The organism is Dubosiella muris (assembly GCF_004793885.1).
GTDB lineage: Bacteria > Bacillota_I > Bacilli_A > Erysipelotrichales > Erysipelotrichaceae > Dubosiella > Dubosiella muris.
Genome location: NZ_SRYG01000002.1, coordinates 25,077 through 41,813 on the forward strand (window position 1 = coordinate 25,077; position 16,737 = coordinate 41,813).

At 50.3% G+C, this 16,737-nt stretch carries 20 protein-coding genes; 10 read left to right on the top strand and 10 right to left on the bottom strand.

Going from position 1 to position 16,737, the window contains the following annotated elements:
- Positions 1 to 237: 237 nt before the first annotated feature.
- Positions 238 to 771 carry a DNA-directed RNA polymerase subunit alpha C-terminal domain-containing protein gene (locus E5336_RS01020; protein ID WP_135979235.1) on the top strand — a complete coding sequence of 178 codons (534 nt, stop codon included), beginning with the start codon at positions 238 to 240 and terminating at the stop codon, positions 769 to 771.
- A 40-nt stretch (positions 772 to 811) separates the two neighbouring features.
- Here the strand turns inward: E5336_RS01020 and E5336_RS01025 are convergent, their stop codons facing one another.
- The 3 genes from E5336_RS01025 to purC form a co-directional block, all read right to left on the bottom strand.
- Positions 812 to 1,198, bottom strand: coding sequence for a hypothetical protein (locus tag E5336_RS01025; protein ID WP_135979236.1), 387 nt, complete (start codon positions 1,196 to 1,198; stop codon positions 812 to 814).
- A 112-nt stretch (positions 1,199 to 1,310) separates the two neighbouring features.
- Positions 1,311 to 2,747, bottom strand: a complete 1,437-nt coding sequence (purB, locus tag E5336_RS01030; protein ID WP_135979237.1) for an adenylosuccinate lyase — start codon at positions 2,745 to 2,747, stop codon at positions 1,311 to 1,313.
- 1 nt (position 2,748) lies between these two features.
- Positions 2,749 to 3,462 (bottom strand): phosphoribosylaminoimidazolesuccinocarboxamide synthase, encoded by a 714-nt coding sequence (purC, locus tag E5336_RS01035; protein WP_135979238.1) that lies wholly within the window; start codon positions 3,460 to 3,462, stop codon positions 2,749 to 2,751.
- 128 nt (positions 3,463 to 3,590) lie between these two features.
- Here purC and E5336_RS01040 point away from each other — a divergent pair, with 128 nt between their 5' ends.
- From E5336_RS01040 to E5336_RS01060, 6 genes are all read left to right on the top strand, one after another.
- Complete coding sequence (locus E5336_RS01040) at positions 3,591 to 4,913, top strand: Mur ligase family protein (RefSeq protein WP_135979239.1); 1,323 nt, start codon at positions 3,591 to 3,593, stop codon at positions 4,911 to 4,913.
- On the top strand, positions 4,906 to 5,649 hold the full coding sequence (locus tag E5336_RS01045; protein ID WP_277820722.1) for a type 1 glutamine amidotransferase: 744 nt from the start codon (positions 4,906 to 4,908) through the stop codon (positions 5,647 to 5,649). The genes E5336_RS01040 and E5336_RS01045 overlap by 8 nt, the downstream gene beginning before the upstream one ends.
- Positions 5,650 to 5,725: 76 nt before the next feature.
- Complete coding sequence (locus tag E5336_RS01050) at positions 5,726 to 6,586, top strand: DegV family protein (RefSeq protein WP_135979240.1); 861 nt, start codon at positions 5,726 to 5,728, stop codon at positions 6,584 to 6,586.
- Positions 6,587 to 6,680: 94 nt separating this feature from the next.
- Positions 6,681 to 7,142 (top strand): methylated-DNA--[protein]-cysteine S-methyltransferase, encoded by a 462-nt coding sequence (locus E5336_RS01055; protein ID WP_135979241.1) that lies wholly within the window; start codon positions 6,681 to 6,683, stop codon positions 7,140 to 7,142.
- The gene (locus E5336_RS12520) at positions 7,142 to 7,276 is read left to right on the top strand and encodes a hypothetical protein (RefSeq protein WP_277820723.1); all 135 of its coding nucleotides are present in this window, start codon (positions 7,142 to 7,144) and stop codon (positions 7,274 to 7,276) included. Before E5336_RS01055 ends, E5336_RS12520 begins: the two co-directional genes overlap by 1 nt.
- Positions 7,249 to 7,569 carry a hypothetical protein gene (locus tag E5336_RS01060; RefSeq protein WP_135979242.1) on the top strand — a complete coding sequence of 107 codons (321 nt, stop codon included), beginning with the start codon at positions 7,249 to 7,251 and terminating at the stop codon, positions 7,567 to 7,569. Before E5336_RS12520 ends, E5336_RS01060 begins: the two co-directional genes overlap by 28 nt.
- Positions 7,570 to 7,590: 21 nt before the next feature.
- Here the strand turns inward: E5336_RS01060 and E5336_RS01065 are convergent, their stop codons facing one another.
- Together E5336_RS01065 and E5336_RS01070 are read right to left on the bottom strand one after the other, a co-directional pair.
- Positions 7,591 to 8,805: an MFS transporter gene (locus tag E5336_RS01065; RefSeq protein WP_135979243.1), complete on the bottom strand. Its 1,215-nt coding sequence runs from the start codon at positions 8,803 to 8,805 to the stop codon at positions 7,591 to 7,593.
- 73 nt (positions 8,806 to 8,878) lie between these two features.
- Positions 8,879 to 9,412, bottom strand: coding sequence for a DUF1836 domain-containing protein (locus E5336_RS01070; protein WP_135979244.1), 534 nt, complete (start codon positions 9,410 to 9,412; stop codon positions 8,879 to 8,881).
- 112 nt (positions 9,413 to 9,524) lie between these two features.
- On the opposite strand from E5336_RS01070, the gene E5336_RS01075 reads away from it, so the two are divergent.
- The 3 genes from E5336_RS01075 to E5336_RS01085 are packed head-to-tail and all read left to right on the top strand — an operon-like array spanning position 9,525 to position 12,209.
- Complete coding sequence (locus E5336_RS01075; RefSeq protein ID WP_168353497.1) at positions 9,525 to 10,364, top strand: DegV family protein; 840 nt, start codon at positions 9,525 to 9,527, stop codon at positions 10,362 to 10,364.
- Between the two features lie 49 nt (positions 10,365 to 10,413).
- The gene (locus E5336_RS01080; RefSeq protein WP_135979246.1) at positions 10,414 to 11,337 is read left to right on the top strand and encodes a hypothetical protein; all 924 of its coding nucleotides are present in this window, start codon (positions 10,414 to 10,416) and stop codon (positions 11,335 to 11,337) included.
- Between the two features lie 47 nt (positions 11,338 to 11,384).
- The gene (locus tag E5336_RS01085) at positions 11,385 to 12,209 is read left to right on the top strand and encodes an alpha/beta fold hydrolase (protein ID WP_135979247.1); all 825 of its coding nucleotides are present in this window, start codon (positions 11,385 to 11,387) and stop codon (positions 12,207 to 12,209) included.
- A gap of 481 nt (positions 12,210 to 12,690) precedes the next feature.
- Here E5336_RS01085 and E5336_RS01090 read toward each other — a convergent pair whose 3' ends face one another.
- The 5 genes from E5336_RS01090 to E5336_RS01110 all read right to left on the bottom strand — a co-directional run bounded on the left by E5336_RS01090 (position 12,691) and on the right by E5336_RS01110 (position 16,668).
- Positions 12,691 to 13,050 (bottom strand): YccF domain-containing protein, encoded by a 360-nt coding sequence (locus E5336_RS01090; protein ID WP_135979248.1) that lies wholly within the window; start codon positions 13,048 to 13,050, stop codon positions 12,691 to 12,693.
- A gap of 76 nt (positions 13,051 to 13,126) precedes the next feature.
- Entirely contained in the window at positions 13,127 to 14,353 is a 1,227-nt protein-coding gene (locus E5336_RS01095) for an alkyl sulfatase dimerization domain-containing protein (RefSeq protein WP_135979249.1), read from the bottom strand.
- Positions 14,354 to 14,553: 200 nt separating this feature from the next.
- Complete coding sequence (locus E5336_RS01100; RefSeq protein ID WP_135979250.1) at positions 14,554 to 15,357, bottom strand: M15 family metallopeptidase; 804 nt, start codon at positions 15,355 to 15,357, stop codon at positions 14,554 to 14,556.
- A gap of 19 nt (positions 15,358 to 15,376) precedes the next feature.
- Positions 15,377 to 15,673 carry an HU family DNA-binding protein gene (locus tag E5336_RS01105; protein ID WP_135979251.1) on the bottom strand — a complete coding sequence of 99 codons (297 nt, stop codon included), beginning with the start codon at positions 15,671 to 15,673 and terminating at the stop codon, positions 15,377 to 15,379.
- Positions 15,673 to 16,668 carry an NAD(P)H-dependent glycerol-3-phosphate dehydrogenase gene (locus E5336_RS01110; RefSeq protein WP_135979252.1) on the bottom strand — a complete coding sequence of 332 codons (996 nt, stop codon included), beginning with the start codon at positions 16,666 to 16,668 and terminating at the stop codon, positions 15,673 to 15,675. The genes E5336_RS01105 and E5336_RS01110 overlap by 1 nt, the downstream gene beginning before the upstream one ends.
- Between the last annotated feature and the right edge of the window lie 69 nt (positions 16,669 to 16,737).

Consider the following 16,737-nt stretch of genomic DNA (forward strand, 5'->3'; position numbering starts at 1 on the left):
ATTTTATGGATTAAAATGAAAAAAGTCAATTTATAATTCATTCTTTTCATGGATTTGTTTCAAAAATGCTTCAAGAATGAAGTAATTTGCAAAATAATTAAAAGAATGCACAAATGAATCTGTCTGTTTTCAATTTTCTTTCCACTCTCTGGAAAAAAACGAGAAAGTTATAGAAAATATAGTCTTTTAAAACGCTTTCTGTTATACTTTCCCTATCCCGCATGGAAGGAATAGGCGATGAACTATATATTGGTGGAAGCGCTTCCTTTTAAAGCCGGCACCCGCTCGCTGCTCAAAGAAGCCCGTTTCGATTCTGTCGAGGCGCTTCTGGAGCTGCCAATCGCAAAGATCGCGGCGCTGCCGGAAATCGACGCCGACAGTTTGGAAGAAATCGCGTCGTTCAAACGTCAGGTGGAAACCTGGCGGGCGCAGGGAATCGAAGTCCGGTTCAATCAGTCGCTGGATGGCCAGGCCACTGGCGACCATTGCTCGCTGCTGCACTATTTGTTTCCGCAAATCCAGCCCGGCGAACCGGTTGATTTCTTTTTTCGGGACGAGCAGGGAAACCAGGTTCGGGATCGTCTTGTAGACGAGGCCCGGATCTCGAGCCGTCTGAAGCATTCGCTGAAGGCCTGCGGTATTTTAGGGCTGAGGGAAATATTTCAGCTTGACTACCGGGCGCTGGACGATATTCGAAAGCTAGGGGAAAAATCAAAATCCGAATTGCTGGTGTATTTAAAAGAGAACACATGGCTTCAAATTGAAAAATAAGAGCGAAAACCAATCCAATGGATCGGAATTCGCTCTTTTTCTAAAGCAATGTTTCGATTTCATCGTCCGTTTCGATGAGCTCGTTTTCTTTGGCGATCGCGCGCACAAGCGGCAAGGCGCTTTCGGTCGCGAAAGCCATCAGCTTTTTAAACAGCCACGGATGCTCGTCCTTGCGGATCTCGAAGTTGTAGGAAAGCATGCCAATGGCTTCGCGAATCGGTTCCGATTCGAAGCTACACAACAAGTCGTACATGGGAACCTGGTACGCCCGGAAATCCAAGCCGCCCGACAACGTCCAAAAGACGTAGGCGTAATGGTTTTCTGGCTGCTTTTCGTCGCGGACAACGACTTCGGCCACTATCGGATTGGCGTCCCAGTTTTCCGGGTCAATCAAAACGTAGTTTGCGCGAAGATTGATTTGTTTCATGGCGCTCCTCCTTTCCTTTTGTTTCATTATACCGGCAGCGCCTTGTAAAAAAGAAGGAGAAGGCTCCCTACAAAAAAAACACCGCAACGGGTGTTTTCTATTGGTGAACAGGCTAGACGTTGATGTCGGCGTGCAAACCGAGATCGGCTTTGTTTTGGGCAAGAACCGGATCGACGTAGTCTTTGAAAAACTCCTCGGTTTGCTGCGGGGCGCGGCCGACAAAGTTTTTCGGATCCATGACTTCCAAAATTTGCTCTTTCGTCATGTTGAATTTCGGATCCGCCGCGATCAAGTCGATCAAGTCGTTTGGCTTGCCTTCTTCTTTCACGTGCTTTCCGGCTTCCATGGAGTGGACACGAATGGCTTCGTGCAGCTCCTGACGGTCGCCTCCCGCTTTGACGGCGTCCATCATGATGTTTTCCGTCGCCATGAACGGCAGCTCGCGCAGCAAGTCTGCCTCGATGACTTTCGGATACACGACCAGACCATCCGTAATATTCAAATACAAGTCCAGAATGCCGTCAATGGCTAAAAACGCTTCGGCCATGCTAATGCGCTTGTTAGCCGAATCGTCGAGCGTGCGCTCGAACCATTGCGTGCTGGCCGTCAAAGCCGGATTGAGCGCGTCGCAAATCACGTAGTTGGCTAAAGCCGCCATGCGCTCGGAACGCATCGGGTTACGCTTGTATGCCATGGCGCTCGAACCGATTTGTCCTTTTTCAAACGGTTCCTCGATTTCTTTCATATGCTGGAGCAGACGGATGTCGTTGCTGAACTTGTGGGCGCTTTGCGCGATGCCGACCAGCGCGTGCAGCACCCGAGTATCGTATTTGCGGCTGTAGGTTTGACCCGAAACGGGGAAGCAGGCGTCGTACCCGAGCTTTTCGCAAATCAGCCGGTCGATTTCTTTAACCTTTTCCGTGTCGCCTTCGAACAGCTCCATGAAGCTGGCTTGCGTGCCGGTCGTTCCTTTTTGTCCGAGAAGCTTTTTATGGTCGAGCAAGTACTCGATTTCCTCGTAGTCCATAAGCAAGTCATGCGCCCACAGCGCCGCCCGCTTCCCAACCGTGGTGGGCTGGGCCGGCTGGAAGTGGGTAAATGCCAGGCAAGGCAGATCCTTGTATTCGAGGGCGAATTTTTCCAAAGCGGCCAGCACATTGACGAGTTTCTTTTTCACCAGCTCGAGCGCCTCGTGCATAATGATCAAATCGGTGTTGTCGCCAACGTAGCAGCTCGTCGCGCCCAAATGGATGATTCCTTTGGCGCTTGGACATTGCTGGCCATAGGCGTACACGTGGGACATGACGTCGTGGCGGACGATTTTTTCGCGTTCCTGCGCCACGTCGTAGTTGATATCGTCCTGGTGGGCGATAAGTTCGGCGATTTGCTCGTCGGAGATGTCCAGGCCAAGCTCCTGCTCGGCTTGCGCCAGCGCGATCCACAAGCGGCGCCAGGTTTTGAATTTTTTGTCGTTGGAAAAAAGCGCCTGCATTTCCCTGGAAGCGTAGCGCTGCGAAAGCGGCGACTGGTAAATGGATGTGTCCGCCATCTTACTCACCAAACCCCAATCGTTTAAACACTTCCTGGTACGCGCCTTCCGGATCGCCCAGATCGCGGCGGAACCGGTCTTTATCGAGATGCTCTCCGGTTTCGATATCCCAGTACCGGCACGTATCCGGGGAAATCTCGTCCGCGAGCACGATCGTGCCATCGGCCGTCTTGCCAAACTCGAGCTTGAAGTCGATCAGCTCGATGCCGATTTCCCGGAAAAAGGCTTTCAGAAAGTCGTTGACTTTGAACGCATAGTCCGTAATCGTGTCGATTTCCTCCTGTGTCGCCGCGCCAATGGCTTTGGCCATGTACGAGTTGATGAGCGGATCGCCCAGGTCGTCGTCTTTGTAGGAGAACTCAAGCGTGGAGCATTTCAAAGCGGTTCCTTCCGGAATGCCGAGCCGTTTCGAGAACGATCCAGCCGCCTTGTTGCGGATAATGACTTCGAGAGGGATGATATCGACTTTTTTCACATACGTTTTGCGGTCGTCGATTTCCTCGACAAAATGCGTTGGCACGCCTTGCTCTTCGAGCTTGCGCATCAAAAAGTTCGTCATCCGGTTGTTAATGGCGCCTTTTCCAACGATCGTGCCCTTTTTCAAGCCGTTGAACGCGGTGGCATCGTCTTTGTAGTCGACGATCACCACATTGGGATCATCGGTTAAAAAAACTTTTTTCGCTTTACCTTCATAAATCATATCCAGTTGTTTCATTGTCTTTCCTCCATGTTTTACTTTCTCATTATACTCGATTTATATAAATAATCGAGATATGTTTTCGATTTCATGATTCACAACTTCGGTTTCCGTACGGTATAATGGGACAGTGAAAGGAGCGAATTATGCGCTTTTTATCTATATTGGCAACAAAATCAAGCGCGGCCATCCTTCAAAAGATGGGACGGGGCGGCAGTATGCCTGGTCAAATCGGATTGAAGCTGGACCCGCAGATTCTCAAAAAACTCAAGATCCACGCCCCGGTCATTTTGGTGACGGGCACCAACGGCAAGACGAGCACGGCGAACATGATCGCCAGCTTGTTTGAGCAAGCCGGCTACGAGGTGATTTCCAACCGCAAAGGGGACAACTTGCGGGAAGGCATCGTGACGACGCTGCTGTCGCACGCCGACCTTTCCGGACGGGTGAAGGCGGGAGCCATCGTCCTGGAAGTGGACGAGCTCAATATCAAACACATTTTGCCCAACCTGCCGGTGAGCGCTTTGGTCGTCAACAACTTTTTCCGCGACCAGCTCGACCGGGCCCGGGAAATGGAACAGCTGATTGAAAGCATCGAAAACGTGCTCCCCGGCTACGATCAGACTTTGATTTTAAATGGCAACGACCCCAATGTGGTCCGGCTTTCCCTGAAAGCGCCGCGGGCCCATATCGTTTATTTTGGCTTGGCGAAAAACGAGGCTTCCGTCACGTCGACAAGAGAGGCGAGCGAAGGAAAGTTTTGTCCGCGGTGCGGGCACCGGCTCCAATACGCGTACTATCAATATTCGCACATCGGATCGTTTTCGTGTCCGCACTGTCATTTCCGGACACCGATTTTGAATGTCGAACTCAAAAACATCGACTTGAAAAACCACACGTTCACGCTGCATGGCGAAACGTTCAAAGATCCGTATGACGGCTTGTATTCGATGTACAACTGCGCAGCGGTGCTGGCGGTGGCCGACTTGTACGACATTTCCAGCCATTGCGTGAAGGAAGTGTTCAAGCACGCCCCGCAGCCGAAAGGGCGCAACGAGCGGTTTGAACTGGATGGCCGGTCCATCATTTTAAACCTTGTAAAAAACCCGACCGGCGCCAACGAAGTCATGAAAGTCATCGAGGAGGACGAGGACAAAAAGTCGATCGTCATCGTATTGAACGACCGGGAGCAGGATGGAACGGACGTCAGCTGGATTTACGACACCCATTTTGAAAAGCTGATGAAGCCGACAACGCATCGAATCGTGACGACGGGAACGCGCGGATTCGACATGGCGCTGCGCTTGTACTATGGCGGCTATCAAGGGGTCCTGGAGGAGAAGGAAACGATCGAGCAGGCGCTGGATGAAGTGTTCCGGGATCCGGACGACATTTATGTCATCGCCACGTACACGGCGCTGCTGCCAGCGCGCAACGCAATCGTAAAGCAGGTGAAAAATTATGGATAGAACGATGCGAGTGGCCTGGATGTATCACGACGTGATGGATCTGTATGGCGACACAGGCAACATGATGGTGCTGAAAAAACGGTGCGAGGATCGCGGGATCCGCTTCGAGCTGGAAACCGTGGGCATTGGCGAAAAAGCGGATTTGGCCGCATTCGACTTGATTTTTCTTGGCGGCGGGGCGGACAAGGAACAAATGTCCATCATTCCCGATTTGCTTTCCCGCAAGGAAAACATTCAGGAAGCGATGGATAGCCGCACGTTCGTGCTGCTCATTTGCGGCGGCTACCAGCTGTTTGGAAAATATTACGAGGCCGCGGACCATTCCCAAATCCCGGGGCTTGGCTTTTACGACTACCATACCGATACAGGCAAGGAAGGATCCCGCTGCATTGGCAATGTCGTCATCGAAGCGGATCTGGATGGATTGAAAACGAAAATCGTCGGCTTTGAAAACCATGGCGGACAAACGGTCCATGTCGAGCATCCGCTTGGAAAGGTTTTGAAAGGCTACGGCAACAGCTTCGATGCGGGCTATGAAGGCTTTTACGACGGCCGGATCCTGGGCACGTATTTGCACGGGCCGCTGCTGCCAAAAAATCCGGAAGTGGCGGATTTCGTCATCACAAAAGCGCTACAAAAAAACGATCCGGACTTTAAACAAAGCGATTTGAAAAAGCTGGAGGATGTTTGGGAGACCCGGGCGCGGGAAGCGATTTTATCCAAGCTGGAACAATGAAATTTCAAAGAAGTCAGGCGAATTGGTTTGACTTCTTTTATTTCGTATAATAAAACGTAGAAAAGAGGTCATCGGTATGATTCAAATCATTTCGGATTCAGGAACGTTGTATTCGCAAATCGAGGCGGAAAAGAAAGGGCTGTATACGATTCCGCTTCAAGTCGTTGTGGATCACAAAAGCTATAAGGATTATGAGTCGATCACAAGCACGGAGCTGCTGCAAATGATCGACCAGAAAAAAGTTCCTTCCACCTCGCTGCCAAGCGTTGGCGAGCGGATCGAGCTTTACAATACATTAACGGGTAAGGGAGACGAGGTCATCGACATCACGATCGCCAATGGATTGTCGGGCGCTTACGCTTCGGCGCAAATGGCGAAAGAAGAATGCGAGCATCCTCAAATGGTGACGGTCGTGGACTCCAACACGCTGGCCGGCCCGATGCGTGCGCTGGTGGACGAGGCGCTCAAGATGGCGCAGGCCGGCGATTCGAAAGAAGCCATCGTGGCGATGCTGGACCATTCGATTCCGACGGAAGTGTCGTTTTTGATTCCGCAGGATTTTTCCTTTTTGAAGCGTGGCGGCCGCATTTCGGGCGTGGAAGCGGGAATCGGCGGATTTTTAAAGCTCATTCCAGTCATGATGCGCAAGCAGCAAAGCCACGAGGAAGGCTCGCGGCTCGTGAACTTCTCTTTGTGCCGGACGATGAAAAAAGCGTTCGTCAAAATGGCGGACCACATGGAAAAAAAAGGGGTCGGAGCCGGCTATACGATTTACATTTCGCATGCCAACAACATGGAGGACGCCGCCAAGGCGGAAGCGTATTTTGCCGAGCGCTTTCCAGACGCCAAGCTCGTCGTCATGCCGCTTTCTCCGGCGTTCATCACGCAGGGCGGTCCAAAGTGTCTGGCGGTGCAGGCCATTCAAATCATTCAGTGATTCAAAACAGGACGAAAACTTCGCGTTTTCGTTTTTTTTCGCCTTGTCTAGCCAGCGAATAGCGGTGTATGATGGAAAACAAGGAGAATCAACGATGTATTTTGACGACTATTTTTCACCGCTAGGAAAAATGCGGATCACCAGTGATGGCGAAGCCATTACCGGCTGCTGGTTTGAAGACCAAAAGCAGCCGGCTACCAAAAGCGAACGTTCCCCGTGTCCGGTAATCGTACAAGCCAAACAATGGCTTGACGCCTATTTTCAAGGAGAGCGCGTGCCGGTGACGTTTCCTCTTCGGCCGGATGGAACGCCGTTTCAAAAGGAAGTGCTCGCGACGCTGACAAATCTTGCGTACGGGCAGACGACGACGTACCAGGCGGTTGCCCGGCAAATGAACAAAGGTTCGGCCCGGGCGGTGGGCAGGGCGGTGGCGCGCAACCCGATTTTGATTTTGATCCCGTGCCACCGGGTGCTTGGCGCGAACGGAAAGCTGACCGGATACGCGGGCGGCCTGGCGCGCAAGGAGGCGCTTTTGCGACGGGAAGGGGTTTTGTGATGAAAACGCTGTGGTTGATTGGCGGACCGATGGGAATCGGAAAGACGACCGTTGGCCAGGCTTTGAAGAAAAAGCTCGACCGCGCGGTGTTTTTGGATGGCGACTGGTGCTGGACGCCGATCCATTTGTCGTGAACGAGGAAACCAAGACGATGATGATGCAGAACATCGCTTTTTTGCTTGCGCAGTTTTTGTGTTGCACCGTGTACGAAAACATCGTGTTCAGCTGGGTGATGGACGAACAGGAAATCATAGATTCGATTGTGGACGCCGTATCCTACAAAGAGGCGGTGCGCATTGCGGCGTTTTCATTAGTGGGCAGCGAGAAATGCCTGACGAAACGGCTAGAAAAAGACGTCGCGAACGGGATCCGTCAGCCGGATATCGTGGCGCGGTTATGCGCTCTTAAGCGGCAAATGGAAAAATAAAAAGTCTGCGTGCAGACTTTTTTAATCCGTGTTTATCGCTTGTTTGGCTTTGCTGCCGGTCAGGCACGGATAGCAAAGCAGCAGGCCAATCAGACTTAAAGCGACGCCAATTCCTAATACGAGGTGGACGCTGAGCATATCCATCAGCACACCGCCAAACAACGATCCGATGATGCCGGCCATGGTAATGAACATCGTGTTGACAGTTTGTCCCATTAAAATGTCGTATTCCGAAACGACCTGGTTGACATAGTACACGATGGCCGGGGTGAATAAGGCGTAGGCGCCGATTTGCAAAAAGGCGGCGAGGTAAATGCCCCAGACGTTGAAGGCGAAAAACGTGACAACGTGCTTGGCTAAATAAAAGACGAGCGATATTTTCAGCAAGCTTTCAATGCGGAATCGTTTGGCGAGTTTTTCGAAGCCAAACATGGCGGGCAGTTCGACAATGGCGGCGATAAAGACGGCGATTCCCATATTGGCGCTCGTGCCATGGACATTTTGAACAACTTGAATGTAAAAATTGTTAATGATGGAATGCGTCGTGTAGACGAGCATATAGCCAGTCAAAACGATTGTCAGCGTCTTGTATTTGGTCAGAAACTGAAGCAGCGTGATTTTGGATTTCTCTTCTTTGGCTTCAAAGGCTTTTTCGGTTTTTTGTTCCGGTTTGGACAGCTTGAGCCGATAGCTATGCACGGCCAGCGCGCTGATGAGCGCCAGAAGGAAATAAATCAGGGGCAGGATGCTGGGGGTTAGCGCGTCGATCAAGTAGCCAAGCGCCATGCTGACGATGGCGTAGGCGGCCGAACCGAGGCCCCGGGCCAAGCCATAGTTGATTCGCACGCCGAATTTCTCATACATGAAAGCGGCGGTATTGATCAGCGGCATCCCGCTCATCATGCAGGCGAAAATCAAAACGGTAATCATGGACAGCACGATGTTGCGTCCCCAGACGCGGCTGGATACGAACAGGAACAAGGAACCGAGCATGATGACAAGCAGCATCGCCAAAATCAGCCGCTGAAGAGGCACGTCGGGGTGTTTGTCGCCATACGAGGCGCAAAGCGGCTGTAAGATGAGCGAAACGACGGAATACAAAGCGAGGATGAGGCCGATTTCGGAATTGGAGTAGCCTAAGTCCAGCAAGTAGTTGGACGCGAAGGCGAGCATCGAGGCCATCATGGCGAAATACGAAAAGTTGATGAATTGATAGCGGGTGTTGAGTGACTTCATAATCCATTCTCCTTCGTCGTGTAGACGCTTTCATTATACCTGAATCACGCGTCTTTTCGAGGAGAATTTCTGGTTATCCAAAGGACTTTTCCGTTTTTCGAAGTAAGTATAACGTATAAATTTTGTAAACGACGGTTTTGATGGCGGAATCCATGAGTTTTTGCTCGTTGGAAGGGTCGGTGTACAGCTGGTACGTCAGCTGATCCGTTTCGAAAATCTCGTGGATGCTGTTTTCAAAAATCGCGATGAACCGGTCGTAGTGAAGCCCGATCTGGTCTTCTCCCATCGTGCGGTACAACTCGATCATTTCCGAAACCTCGTTGAGGGAGAAGCACTGTTTCAAAATGCATACGACGATTAAATAGCCAATATGCGCCTGCTTGTAATGTTTCTTGATGGGCGGGGTGATCATGCTGTTTTTCACGTAGTTGTTCACCATGCTTTTCGTAATAAAGACGGCCGGCTCTTCCATGGCCAGGCCTTGCAGGGCGCGGTTGATGTACTCGACGATTTGGTCCATATACAAGTCGATGTCGGGAAAATCGTTCCATTTGGGACATGAGAAAGCGAGCATGTCTTCTTTGATTTGGGTTGCGTTCTTTTTCATGTTCGAATCATAGCATAATCTTTAAAACCGTTCAATCTAGTTTTTAATACTAGATTATATTGACTTTCAAATCAGACCCTCTATAATGAACGGTAGAAAAGAGGACTTGAATATGGTTAAAATTATTAGCGATTCCTCCACTTTGTACACGACAAACGAAGCGGCGGCGAAGGGGATCGCGGTCGTTCCGCTCAATATCGTGGTGGATCAAAGCTCCTATAAAGATTTGGACGAGATGACGTCCACGAAACTGCTGCGGCTCATTCAGGAAAAGAAAATCCCGAGCTCGTCGCAGCCAAGCATTGGCGAAAAACAAGCGTGCTATGAACAATATCTCGAGGAAGAACAAATTCTGGATATCACGATGGCGCAAGGCTTGTCGGGAACGTACGACTCCGCCTGCATGGCGAAGCAGCTCGTCGACTCGGACAAGATCACGGTGTTCAACTCCAAAACCTTGTGCGGCCCGCACCGGGCGCTGGTGGACTACGCGAAGAAACTGAGCGACCAAGGCATGAGCGCGCAGGAAATCGTGGATTCGCTTGCGTCATGCGTCGAAACGGAAATCTCCTTTCTCGTTCCTCGTGACTTTTCCTTTTTGAAGCGCGGCGGCCGGGTCTCGCAGCTGGAGGCCGGCGTGGGCGGCTTTTTGAAACTCGTTCCAACGATGATCAAAAGCGCGAACGGGAAGCGGCTCGAGTCTTTCTGCGTGACAAAAACGTTTAAAAAAGCCGTAAAAAACATGATCGCGGAAATGAAGAAACGCCAGGTGGATTCCTCGTATACGTTTTTTATCTCCCACGCGTTCAACGAGGACGACGCCTTGAAAGCGCAGACGCTTATCGAGGAGCAATTCGAGGGCGCCCGCATCGTTTTGCTGCCGCTTTCGCCGGTTTTTATCGCCCAAGGCGGACCGGAATGCGTGGCGGTCCAGGCGATCCGCATCGCTTAAAAAGATTGGAAAGAAGCCCATTTTCTGATACTATTGAGTGGGTGATAGAATGAAGAAGTTTTTAAAGATCCTTTGCGTGTTTTGCATTGGCTTCGCCTTGACGGGCTGTTCCTCGAAAGAGGCCAAAACGGAAATCAAGGACGGAGTGGAATTTGAGCTGCTTGACGCGTTGCAGGTGACAAACGATACGACCAACACGGTGTACTATTATTTTTTAGGAAGCTTGTCCAACAACAGCAAAGCCGCGTATCATATGAGCGAGCTGTCGTATAAAGTGACGGACCAGGAAAACCAGGATGTCCACGCGATCGCCAGAGATCAGGCGACCAACATGGAAACGGTTCCGGCGGAGCAGTCGACGTTCGTGTATGGCTATGTGGGGTATCCCAACAACAACCAGAAAAACATGGGCATCTACTTTCCGAAAAACAAGGCGTTTTTATCGTTCGATTCGGTCAAGGTCCGCAAGATCAGCGATAAAAACGTGACGTATTCGACCGAAAACAAGTTTACCTTGTACGACGACAAGTCGTTCCAGTTCGATGTCGACGCCTCCAAGATGACGTATGATTTCGCGGATGGCAACTCCGTCGTGCAAGGCTTGACGATCACGTATACGAATAAGACCGACAAGCGGCTTGTCGTGCCGTACATCACGCCGGTGGCCACGCTGAAGGGAATCGACTTGAACGACTACAAAGACCGTGGCGACTTCAAGTCGATGGATCTTAAGCAAATCAAGGGCGTTGATTTTAAAACTAACGATATGGCGCCGAAAACGGAAGACATTGCGGGAAACGCGACCGGGTATCAATGCTTTTACCTGACGCCGAAACAGTCCGTCACGTGCAAGATCAACTTCACGTTTGAGCACGCGATTCCGGATTTCTCCAACTACAATCCGAAAGCCATTCAAATTGATTTGAATTCGGCGGCGCTTGGATATTCGCAAACGATTAGCGTCAAATATTAACAACAAAAACTGTTCAGCTCTGGACAGTTTTTTTATATAATGGGGGCATGGAAGAAAAAGTATACACCACACCGCTTGGCGATATTCACTATTGGATCCAATGGAAGGGAAAGGACGCGCAGACGCTCGTTTTTCTTCCCGGTTTAACGGCCGACCACCGTTTGTTCGACAAGCAAATCGAATATTTCGCGAACAAAGCGAACCTTTTTGTTTGGGACGCGCCGGGACACGCTTCCTCGTATCCGTTCTCCTTGCGTTTTTCAATGGACGACGAGGCGCGGTGGCTGATGGCAATTTTGCGAGAAAACGGCTTTTCCAATTTTGTTTTGGTTGGCCAGTCGCTTGGCGGCTATATCGGACAAGTGTTCACGCAGTTGTTTCCTGGCGCGCTACAAGGATTCGTGGCGATTGATTCGGCGCCGCTGCAACGCTGCTATATCACGAAAGCAGAGCTGTGGCTGTTAAAGCGCATGGAACCTGTCTATCGCTATTTGCCTTGGCAATGGCTGTTGAAGCAAGGCACAAGGGGCGTCGCGACAACCGAGTATGGCAGAAAGCTGATGCGTTCCATGATGCTTGTGTACGATGGCGACCAGCCGCGCTACGCGGCGTTGTCCGGCCATGGATTTCGCATGCTTGCCGAAGCGATAGAAACCAACCGCCCGTATTCTTTGACTTGTCCGGTTCTTTTGATTTGCGGAACAAAAGACCAGGCCGGCTCCTGCCGGCGCTATGCGAAAGCCTGGCACAAAAAAACCGGATTTCCGTTGGTATGGATTGAAAAGGCGGGGCACAATTCGAATACCGATGCGCCCGCGCAAGTCAATTCCTGTATCGAGCGGCTCATGAACAGCGCGCGAAAAAACACTTGATCCATTTATGTTCATCAGTGAAAGACAATTATGGGAACAATATCGAAACGGAAAAAAATGGAATTTCGATTGAATTTTTGGAAAAATATTAATTATAAAAATGGAAAACCCGTCGATTTAAAAAACCGGCGGGTTTTGTAGTCAAAAGACGCATCAATCGAATGAAAGACGCGTTCGAAAGCAAAGAATCCAAATCGTTGAAAAGAGATCCAAATACAGGCTACAGCAAACGATCCGGAAAACAACAACCACATTCATTACATAATATATATTATGCGAAGTAGTAAGTGAAATATAATTAGTCTGGATTTTTATCGCTTCCTACTGATTTGAATATCCAGATTTACTTTGGTATTTTTGGGTATTTTTAATTTGAATTGGTGCAAAAATGGTGCATTGTTTTTAGCCGGGTTAAAATCCGGATTCTTTCGCTAATCAAAAAAAAACAGAGAGAACATCCTCTCTGCTGGACCTTGTTGGCTTATACGATGGTTGCTCCAAACGGCATCAAAGCGAGCTTCGCCATTTTGAAGCACTGCAAACCAAACGGAATGCCGATAATCGTGCAGCACAAAATCAATCCATTGACCACCGCCTCCAAAGCGAGCGGGATGCCGCTCAACAACAGCCAAAACACATTGGCTAAAGTCGACATCGTTCCTCCGCCGTAGACGACTTCCTTTCCGAATGGAAAGAAGGCGAGCGACGCGAATTTAAAGCACTGGACACCGATGGGAATGCCAACGATGGTGATACACCAAAATAAACCGGCGACAAACCACGACAAACCTTGCCATAATCCGCAAAATATAAACCAGAGCAAATTTCCTAAAAAACTCATATTGTTCCTCCCTAGCGATTTGTTTTATTGTATCCTAAATAAGAAAACCATTCACGTCTTGTGAATGGTCGGTTGTTTAAAATTCTTTCGCTCTTGCCAAATAGAAGTGGCGCGCGTTGGCGTTGGCGACCTCGGCCGCCCTTCCCTCCAGCGCCGCTTTTTCCAGCACCGGATCGTGCAAGATCATGTTCAGCTGCAAAGCCATCTGGTACTGCTCCTGCATGACGCACGCTTTGATCTTTCTACGCAAATTTTCCTCGCCAATGAGCTCCAGCATCGTTTGCCGGTATTCCTCCTGCGGAACCGGAATCAAATTCGCCGCCTGGCCGTCGAACCAGCCTAAATAGCCGGTATAAATGGCTTTGACGGCCCATTCCACGAGGGAGAAGTATTCGCCAAGCGATTTTGTTTTGAAGCGCTCAGGCAGCTTTACCGCTTCGGCCGTTTCGTTCAGTGTCAAGCCGTCGTTCATGCAGCGCAGCGTTTCAAAGAGCACATACTCCAAAACGTCCCGGTAATTTTGAATGGATCGACGCGCCTCCTCTTTCCCGAGCAAAGGCCATGTGTGCCCCGGCAGAATCGTTTCCGCATCCAAAGCCAAAATCTGATCCAGAATTTCAATCCAGTTGGCTACATCGCGATACGACGAACCCCGCACGCTGTACATATTCGGAAAGACATTGGAGTAATTGTCCCCGACCGCGAGCACGTTGTATTCCGGCAGCAAAACCGAAATGGAATCTTTCGTTTCACCCGGCATGCTGATGAGCTTGAATTTGACGCCGTCAATTTCCCGTTCCACCGACTTTCCGGTATACAACGTCGTCGGCTCCAGCGGCACTTGCGAAGCGCCCGCCTTGATAAAGCCTTCGCGGGGGCCCAAACCATGGGTAATGGCGTCCTCGTCCGACAAGCCGTATCCCCGGGCGAAAATCTTTCGCATATTCAAAATGTTCTCCAGGCGGTCGTAGTACTTCAAATCCTCTCTCGCTTTCGCGAACGCGATGACTTCCTGCACCGTATCCGAAAATACGCCCGCTCCGCCCGTATGGTCGGGGCAAGTGTGGGTGTAAATAATCGTCCGGACCGGTTTTGGCGTGATCTTGCTCAATTCCTTCCGCAAATTTTTCGCGTACCGGTCGCAATCCAGCGCGTCGATCAAAATCACCGAGCTTTTTCCGATGACCGCCGTCGCGTTGCTGTTGCCAAAACCCGTAAAGAAATATACGTTTTCCGCAATCGCATACATCTTTTTTTGAAAATTCTCATTTGTGAACCGGATCAACAATTGTTCTCCATTCATAGTGTGTTTCCCCCCCACTAACTTCATGTCAAAATTGTTAATTCCCAAATTGTTTAACTTTCTTAAATTGTCTATTTCATTATAAAACAAAAAAGACAAAAAATGAATGAATATATACGTAAAACTCTATTTTTAATCTGAGAATTTCGCTTTCTAAGAAAAAAAGAGCTACAGAAACCCGTTCTGAAGCTCGATTTCATTTATCGCAACGCGTATTCTTCCAGACAAAGTCCGTCTTTTGTCATGGCTTGCGCCGCGTCCTTTCCCACATAACGAATGTGCCATGGCTGGCCGTTCATCTGCGTGTAAACCGCTTTGTCCTCCGGATAGCGCACGATAAAGCCATGTGCCGGCAGCCGGTCCAAAAGCCAGGCGTATTGCTCGTTTTGCGCGATATTCTGCTGGGCGTTTTCCCCCTCGCCGATCTGGATGTCCGCGCTCAGTCCCGTCTGGTATTCCGAAGAGCCGGGTCGGGAAAACGAGGCGTCGACCGCCGCTTCCCCATGGGCTTTTTTCAATTCCTCGTACGAGGCTTGAATCGAATCGTAAGGAATAAACGCGGTCATGATCCGCAAATCGACCTGGTTTTCTTTGGCTTCGGCTTCCAGCGCCCGATAGGCGTCGGCCGCCTCCTTGCGCAACGCGATGACGCCCTGCTCGTCCTGGACGACCACGTCCAAATCTTCCGGCATATAGTCCGAAGGCAACGTGTTGTACTGGTTGACCAAAACCGTGATCGAATCCGGATCCTTCACTTCCGCGGCGGACGTGTAGGGCTCCTGATCCAAATTCATCGCGACCCGTTTTTTGACTTCCGCCTCGCTCAAAGACGGATTCGCATCCGCGAATACGCTTTCCCGGGTGGAATACTTTGGCTGTTTTTGCTCCTGCCGCGTCTGTTCTTGGCCTTGCTCCTGGCCCAGCGTCTGAAGCATCATGAACCCGCCAATTCCGATTCCCGCGACCATGCCGACGCAAATCAAAACGATAAACAATTTTTTCATAATCGGATTCCGCCCTTTCCTATTCCCGATCTTTATTACATTTGGCTTTCAGTGTGGATGACGGTTTAAATTTTGGCAGTTTCGAAGCCGGAATGTCCATCGCGGTCTTCAAAACCGGATTGATGCCTTTGCGCGCTTTCCGGTCGAAAATCACAAACTTTCCAAACCCTGTGATGTCCACCTGGCCATCGCTGGCAAGCGCGTCGCCCATTTCGTCGAAAATGCGGTCGATGACCCGAATCGCGTCTTTTTTCTTCATGCCGTATTCTTCCATGAGAATCAGCGCCAAAGACGACTTGTTTACATATTTCGCCATTAAAATTCCGCCTTCAGCTTACGAATCATCAAATCGTTCGCGCAGTCTTTTGGTTCTTTGCCTTCATAAAGGATTTGGTACACTTCTTCGCAAATTGGCATGTCGATGCCTTTTTCCTTCGCCACTTCGTGAACGATTTTAGCGGTTCGCACGCCTTCCACTGTCTTGGTGTTGTCGCGGAAGAAATTTTCTACCGTGTTTTCCGAGCCGATTTGATGGCCCGCCTCAAAGTTGCGGGAGTGGACGCTCGTGCAAGTGACAATCAAATCACCAATTCCCGTCAACCCGATAAAGGTTTCCTCCTTGCCGCCAAAGTACGTCCCGTAACGAATCATTTCCTGAAGTCCACGCGTAATCAAAGCCGCCCGGGTGTTGTCGCCATAGCCCAAGCCGCTCAAAATGCCCGAAGCGATCGCCATGACGTTTTTAATGGCCGCGCCCAGCTCGCTTCCGACTTCGTCGTTGCCTGTGTAAATGCGCAGATACTTGTTCGAAAACAAGTTTTGAATGGCGATGGCGTCCGCGTCGTTTTGCGAAACCGCGTCGATCGAAGTCAGCTGCCGAATGACGACTTCCTCCGCGTGGCTTGGACCGATCAAAGACACGACGCTCGAAAGATGGTCAGGCGAGATACAGCGTCGAATGACGTCCGAAAGACGCTCGTTCGTTTTCGGATTGAACCCTTTCGCAACATTGACCACAATGGCTTTTTTTGTCAAAAGCGGGTCGATTTCCTTGCAAATCGGTTCGATCGCGATGGTCGGAACCGCCAAAACGACGACATCCGCGTCTTTCACGACGGAAAGATCCGTCGTCGCGCGCAAGACCGGATTCAACGCGGTTTCCGCAAAGTATTTAGAGTTTTTATGATTTTCATTGATATCGTTGACTTCAGCAGCATTGACGCCGTAAATCGTCACATCCTGCCCGTTATCGGCTAGAGTTTGCGCAAGCGCTGTCCCCCAGCTTCCGCTGCCGATTACTACCGTTTTCATGATATAGTTTGCCACATTCTTTTTTTGTTAAGCATACGGAACGAATTTGGCGAATGTGGCATCCTTTCC